Source organism: Streptomyces sp. S3(2020) (assembly GCF_013044505.1).
Classification (GTDB): domain Bacteria; phylum Actinomycetota; class Actinomycetes; order Streptomycetales; family Streptomycetaceae; genus Streptomyces.
The window spans coordinates 1-6,646 of the sequence record NZ_JABERD010000343.1; the positions used below are offsets into that span (position 1 = coordinate 1).

Sequence of the window (6,646 nt, forward strand, 5' to 3'; positions counted from 1 at the left end):
GGAAAAGCACGGGGGCGGGAAAAGCACGGGGCCCGCCTGGTCACCGCCAGCCGGGCCCCGCACCGGACGAACCCCTACCGCTAGCCCAGCGTCTGGGCCGCCGTGGGCGAGGAGTCCTTCAGGAACTGTGAGCAGCGCTCGTACTCCTCCTGCTCACCGATCGCTCCCGCGGCACGGGCGAGGCCGTGCAGAGCGCGGAGGAAGCCGCGGTTGGGCTCGTGCTCCCAGGGCACCGGGCCATGGCCCTTCCAGCCGTTGCGGCGCAGCGAGTCCAGACCGCGGTGGTAGCCCGTACGGGCATAGGCGTACGACTCCACGACGCTGCCCCGCTCGAACGCCTCGTCGGCCAGCTGGGCCCAGGCCAGCGAGGACTTCGGGTACTTCGCGGCGACATCGGCGGGCGCGGTGCCACCGGCCAGCAGCTCACGCGGCTCCGGGTCGTCGGGGAGGTGGGTCGGGGGCGGTCCCCCGAGGAGGTTCTCGTGAATCGACATGGGTCAAGTCTCCTCCATCGGCGCATATGACGGACGGGCACCAGGGGTGTACGGCGGATCGGGGCCGGCGCCTGTCCGACGGATCGGGTCGGCCGCGCGAAACCGGGCCCCGCGACCGTGCCGAGCGGGGGCGACACGGCTCTCCCGCACGGGCGGACCCGAGCCGGCGCCGAGCGACGACGTGGCCGGGACACGCCCCCTCGGAGAGCCCGTGCCGGGCCCCGGGACACCGGTGCGACCCGCCGGACGGCCCCTAGGGCACTTCTGATGGCTCTTGGTCGGCCTCCGGGCGACCGGTCCGCCCGACGCGGGGCACCTCGTGAGGCACCGGCCGCCTCGCCGGGCTCACCCGTTCCGGCCCCGGGGCGGCTTCAGGATTCGCCAGAAGCGCCCTAGGCCAGCCGCTTCCGCGCCGGGCGCCCCTCCAGCGGCGGCGCCATGACCGACCCGTGGTGCAGGCACTCCGGCCGGACACAGTCCGGCGGCAGCTGCCGTACGGTCGCGAACGCCACGCCCGCCCCCAGCACCAGCAGCCCGGCGCACACCGTCATCGCCCGCCCGAACGCGTCGTCGAAGGCCCCCGGCGACCGGTAGGCCTCCTCCCCCATCCCGGCGACCAGCGGCAGCGCGGCCACCGCGATCAGGCCCGCCGCCCGGGCGGCCGCGTTGTTCACTCCGCTGGCCAGACCCGCCCGCGCCACGTCCACGGAGGCCAGGACGGTCGCGGTCAGCGGGGCGACCAGGGTGACCATGCCGAGGCCGAGGACCAGCAGGGCGGGCAGTACGTCGGTGAGGTACGAGGCGTCCTCGCCGACACGCAGCATCAGCAGCATCCCCGCCGCGCACAGCAGCGGCCCGGCGGTGAGCGGGATGCGCGGGCCGATGCGGTCGGCGAGGGCGCCCGAGCGGGCGGAGAAGAGCAGCATCAGGACGGTGGTCGGCAGCAGCGCCGTCCCCGCGCCGAGGGCCGAGTACCCGGAGACGACCTGGAGCTGGAGCGCGGCCAGGAAGAAGAAGCCGCCGAAAGCCGCGTAGACGCACAGCGTCACCAGGTTGACGGCGGTGAACTGCTTCGACGCGAAGATGTCGAGCGGCATCATCGGGTCGGGGCGGCGCTTCTCGACGACCACGAAGACGACGGCGGCGGCGATCCCGGCGACGGCCGTGGCGACGACGGCGAGGGAGCCGGACCGGGCCTCGATCAGCGCGTACGTCACGAACGCCAGCGCCAGCGCGCCCAGCACCGCGCCGAGCACGTCGAACCGCCCGTGCTCCGCCCGCCCGTCCCCGGACTCCGGGACATGGCGTACGGCGATCGGCGCGCACAGCAGCGCCACCGGCACGTTCAGCAGGAACACCCAGCGCCAGCCGGGCCCGTCCACCAGCCAGCCGCCCAGGAACGGCCCGACCGCCGCGCCGATGCCGCCGAACCCGGACCACAGGCCGACGGCCCGGCCCCGGTCGTCGGGGTGGAAGGAGGCCTGGATGAGGGCGAGCGAGCCGGGGGTGAGGAGCGCTCCGCCGACCCCTTGCAGGGCGCGGGCGGCGATGAGGACGGGGGCGTTCGGCGCGAGCCCGCACAGCAGGGAGGCCGCGGCGAACCACACCACACCCACGACGAAGATCTTGCGCCGCCCGTACCGGTCCCCGAGCGATCCCCCCAGCAGGATCAGCCCGGCCAGCGTCAGCATGTACGCGTTGACGGTCCACTGGAGGGCGGCCAGGTCCGCGTCCAGATCCTCGCCGATCCGCGGCAGGGCGACATTGACGACGGTCGAGTCCAGCATGGCCATGCTGGAGCCGAGCACGGTGGTCAGCAGGATCCACTTGCCCTGCGACGAGGACAGCCGGACATCGGGCATGCCCCCAGGTATACAACGAGCCCGGCGCCGTAGCACCGGGCTCGCAGAGGTACCGCGGGTCTACTTGAGCTTCGTGCCCGTGGAACGCAGGTTGGCGCAGGCCTCCGTCACGCGGGCGGCCATGCTCGCCTCGGCGAGCTTGCCCCAGGTGCGCGGGTCGTAGGTCTTCTTGGAGCCGACCTCGCCGTCGACCTTCAGGACACCGTCGTAGTTGCGGAACATGTGGTCCGCGACCGGGCGGGTGAAGGCGTACTGGGTGTCCGTGTCGATGTTCATCTTCACGACGCCGTTGTCCAGCGCGAGCGCGATCTCCGCCTCGGTGGAGCCGGAGCCGCCGTGGAAGACGAAGTCGAACGGGGAGGCCTTGCCGTACTTGGCGGACACGCCCTCGTTGAGCTCCTTGAGCAGCTCGGGACGGAGGACGACGTTGCCCGGCTTGTACACACCGTGGACGTTGCCGAAGGAGGCGGCGAGCAGGTAACGCCCCTTCTCACCGAGACCGAGTGCCTCGACGGTCCGGATCGCGTCGTCGACGGTCGTGTACAGGGAGTCGTTGATCTCGTGCGAGACGCCGTCCTCCTCGCCACCGGTCGGCGTGATCTCGACCTCAAGGATGATCTTCGCGGCGCGGGCACGCTCAAGGAGTTCCTGCGCGATGGCCAGGTTGTCGGCCAGCGTCTCGGCCGAGCCGTCCCACATGTGCGACTGGAAGAGCGGGTTCTCGCCACGGGCGACGCGCTCCTCCGACACCGCGAGCAGCGGACGTACATACCCGTCGAGCTTGTCCTTCGGGCAGTGGTCCGTGTGCAGCGCGACGGTGATGTCGTACTTCTTGGCGACGATGTGCGCGAACTCGGCAAGAGCCACCGAACCGGTGACCATGTCCTTGTTGAACTGGCCGCCCAGGAACTCGGCGCCACCGGTCGAGATCTGGATGATGCCGTCGCTCTCGGCCTCGGCGAAGCCGCGCAGCGCCGCGTGCAGGGTCTGCGTCGAGGTGACGTTGATGGCCGGGTAGGCGAACTTGCCCGCCTTCGCCCGGTCGAGCATCTCGTTGTAGACCTCGGGGGTCGCGATAGCCAAGACACATTCCTCTCATGCGGGTCAAACCGGCCTCGGGAGAGCCACTGCGCCGTGGCTTGTTCGGCCTTCTGTATGCGCCGTTAAGGCTACCCCTGCCTCGGAGGGGTGACAGCGCCCAAAAGTCCCCTCTTCCGCTCATCTGTCCGACCATGATCAACGGCAGGAGCCGGTTGGCCGAACACCCGGGAAATGTCGCCCTCTCCGCACGCGTAGTGGATCACCGGCCTACCCACCCCGGGAACATCGCCGAGATCGATGACCGCGCTGTGCCTGGCCCCGGGCACGAGGTCTTGCCACACCCGGACACTGACACCGTGTTCACGCAGGAAAGCCCTGCGGCTCCACACGTCCTTGTCGGCCCACAAGTCGCGCAGAGGGCTGCCGAAGGCACCGTCGACGACCTCGTCGAAGATCGCCTCCAGTTCGGACACCCGGACGTTCATCTTTGCCTCGCACGCGCCCTTCTTGGCACGCTTCGAGCAACGGTAGTAGGCGTGGTATCTGCCGTGCTTCCGACTGACAGAGGTGGAGCCGAGGGCACTGCCGCAACGGCCGCAACGAGCCGTCCCAGTCAGGGGGTGCCTCGAGACACCCTGCCGAGCCGCACCTTCCCGCCTTCTCGGCTCCAGCCGCACGACCAGCTCCGACCAGTCCTCGAAGGACATGAAGGGGTTGTCCGCGATCAGAATCGGGTTCCCCTCGACGTCCTCGACGGCTTCGCCCTTGTACGTGTAGAGGCCCGCGAACGTGGGACGGCGCACGGCGTTGGCAAGGGTGGTCTGCTGCCAGTACGCGCCCCTGGGGGTTGCTCCGCGGAGCGTCAAACGGTAGTCGCTCCAGGTCAGCGCCCTCATCTCGTTGAGCTCGAGCGCGATCCGGTTGAGTGCCTTCCCATCGGCGAGTCCCCCGAGGACACGGTCCATGACCTGTGCGTAGCCGGGGTCGCGTACGAGGACCTTACGGTTCTGACCCGGGACACTCGCTATTGCGTATCCCATGGGCGGCGTACCGCTGACCCAGGACCGATTGGCGAGCCGACCCTGTACGCCGTCCCTGATGCGGTCGGCGATGGCATCGAGTTCGGCTTCTGCGAAGACCGCCATCGCCCGGGCCCGCATTTCCGCCTGTGGATCCACGGAGTCATACCCCTCGGAAACGCAGACGATGTGCTTGCCCTTCGCTCGCCCCCAGTCGTGGAGTTGGCCGAAGTGCAGCGCTCGCCGGGTGAGGCGATCCACGCTCATGGCGATGATCCCGTCGAACTCGTCGCCCCGCCTTGTCAGCCAGCGACCGAGCTGGGGACGTTTGAACGGAGACAGCCCTCCGGACACATCCACGTCCTCAGCCCAGCCGACAAGCCATCCGGGGTGAGGAAGGGCGTTGACATACGCCTCGATCCCCTCCCGCTGCCTCTGGATCGATGTGGACCCGTCTGCGCCCTGGGAAAGCCTGAGTACGCCGAGGTAGCGGCCGCGCGTGATCATTTCTCGAAGCTACTGAGACGCCGTACATACACGTCCGTCTTCTTCAAATGTGATGGGCATCTGCCGCTTCTCACGCTGCATCCGCCCACTCACGGTCGATATTGATCAACCAGACGTCGAGCGGATGCGGCACCGCCCGCTGCCTCAGTCCAGTCCCAGCTCATCCTTGGAGAAGGCGAAGCGATACGGAACCCCCGCGCCCTGTTCAATCTTCTCCGCGGCGCCCGTCGCGCGGTCCACGATCGTGGCGACGGCGACGACCTCGGCGCCCGCCGCCCGTACGGCCTCGACCGCGGTGAGCGGGGAGCCGCCGGTGGTGGAGGTGTCCTCGACGACCAGGACGCGACGGCCCGCGATGTCCGGGCCTTCGACCTGGCGCTGGAGGCCGTGCGCCTTGGCGGCCTTGCGGACGACGAAGGCGTCGACCTTCCGGCCGCGCGCGGCGGCCGCGTGCAGCATGGCGGCGGCGACCGGGTCGGCACCCATCGTCAGGCCGCCCACCGCGTCGAAGTCGAGGTCGGCGGTGAGGTCCAGGAGCACCTGCCCGACCAGCGGGGCGGCCTCTCCGTCGAGGGTGATGCGGCGCAGGTCGACGTAGTAGTCGGCCTCCAGGCCCGAGGAGAGGGTCACCTTGCCGTGGACCACGGCCTTGTCCTTGATCTGCTGCAGCAGCGCGCCGCGTACGTCGTCCGTCATGCCTGCCAGCTTAGAGGCGGCGCCAGCTCCAGGTCGTCGAGGCCTCCAGCGGCTCCAGGGGTGTGACCAGGCGGGGCGCGGTGTTCAGCCCGTTGGGCGGCCCGGTCTGCGGCTCCACACAGACGGCCTCGGCCTGCTCGTCGTAGATCACGACCCACTCCTCGCGGGAGGCGACGGTGAGCTCCAGCTGCCCGGGCCAGGTGAGCGTGACGTCCACGCCGCCGGGCATCCCGAAGCAGTCGTCCCACGGGCCGGGCTTGGGGTCGAGACGGTTGCCGGTGGGCAGGTGGTCGTCACCGCGCTCCTCCTGCCAGGCGGCGGAGAAGGCCAGTCGTACGTCATCGGCCCCGAGGCTCCGGTTGAACCACGGGTGCCAGCCGATCTGGGCCGGGAAGGAGGAGCCGTACGTCTCGACGGACATGGTGACCGTCACCGAGTCCGGCGTGAGGGCGACCTGTTGGGTGATCCGGCCCGGGTAGGGCCAGGGCTCGACCAGGTCGTACGTGATCACCGCCTCGTCCGTCGACGTGCGCGCGGTGCGCCAGACGCCGTCGCGGGCGGTGCCGTGGATGGCGTGCGGCGGGGAGTTGAGCGGCAGTTGGTGGACCGTCCCGCCGTCCCGGAAACGGCCGTCCCTGGTCCGGCCGCACCAGGGCACCATCGGGAAGCAGCCGAAGCGCTCGCCCTGCCGCAGCAGTTCGGTACCGCCGACGCGCAGTCCGCCGATCCGGCCGCCGTTGCCCGGCAGCACGGTCGCCTCCGCGTCGCCCGCGGTCAGCGTGATGGGTTCGTTACTCACGGGACGACCCTACTGGGGTGATCAAGGGGGTGCTTCCGGCCATCCCCCGATTCCCGCCGTACGGGCCCCGGCGCCACGGCTCCGGCCCGCCCGGCCCCGCTTCCTCAGCGCCGCTTCCTCAACGCCGCTTGCGCAGCGCCCGCCCGACGACGATCGCGGACGCGACCACGAGGGCCGCGGCGGGGGCCGCCCAGCGGAGGGCGGAGTGCGGGGCGCGGGTCTGCGGGG

Annotated in this window: 6 protein-coding genes; all 6 read right to left on the reverse strand. The window is 70.6% G+C overall.

The features are described from left to right. Positions 1–80: 80 nt before the first annotated feature. Positions 81–494 carry a DUF3151 domain-containing protein gene (locus HLK59_RS46970; RefSeq protein WP_171147812.1) on the reverse strand — a complete coding sequence of 138 codons (414 nt, stop codon included), beginning with the start codon at positions 492–494 and terminating at the stop codon, positions 81–83. 392 nt (positions 495–886) lie between these two features. Then, complete coding sequence (locus tag HLK59_RS46975) at positions 887–2,356, reverse strand: MFS transporter (protein WP_171147813.1); 1,470 nt, start codon at positions 2,354–2,356, stop codon at positions 887–889. A gap of 60 nt (positions 2,357–2,416) precedes the next feature. Next, on the reverse strand, positions 2,417–3,439 hold the full coding sequence (fbaA, locus tag HLK59_RS46980) for a class II fructose-bisphosphate aldolase (RefSeq protein WP_171147814.1): 1,023 nt from the start codon (positions 3,437–3,439) through the stop codon (positions 2,417–2,419). 86 nt (positions 3,440–3,525) lie between these two features. Further along, entirely contained in the window at positions 3,526–4,923 is a 1,398-nt protein-coding gene (locus HLK59_RS46985; RefSeq protein WP_171147815.1) for a recombinase family protein, read from the reverse strand. Positions 4,924–5,067: 144 nt separating this feature from the next. Next, the gene (pyrE, locus tag HLK59_RS46990; RefSeq protein ID WP_171147816.1) at positions 5,068–5,619 is read right to left on the reverse strand and encodes an orotate phosphoribosyltransferase; all 552 of its coding nucleotides are present in this window, start codon (positions 5,617–5,619) and stop codon (positions 5,068–5,070) included. A 10-nt stretch (positions 5,620–5,629) separates the two neighbouring features. After that, a complete protein-coding gene (locus HLK59_RS46995) occupies positions 5,630–6,418 on the reverse strand; it encodes an aldose 1-epimerase (protein ID WP_171147817.1) in 789 nt (262 codons plus the stop codon). Positions 6,419–6,646 lie beyond the last annotated feature (228 nt).

Excerpts from the sequence above, each read along its gene's own strand:
- HLK59_RS46970 (WP_171147812.1), bottom strand. The coding sequence starts at position 494 with ATGTCGATTCACGAGAACCTCCTCGGGGGACCGCCCCCGACCCACCTC.
- HLK59_RS46975 (WP_171147813.1), bottom strand. The coding sequence starts at position 2,356 with ATGCCCGATGTCCGGCTGTCCTCGTCGCAGGGCAAGTGGATCCTGCTG.
- HLK59_RS46985 (WP_171147815.1), bottom strand. The coding sequence starts at position 4,923 with ATGATCACGCGCGGCCGCTACCTCGGCGTACTCAGGCTTTCCCAGGGC.
- pyrE (WP_171147816.1), bottom strand. The coding sequence starts at position 5,619 with ATGACGGACGACGTACGCGGCGCGCTGCTGCAGCAGATCAAGGACAAG.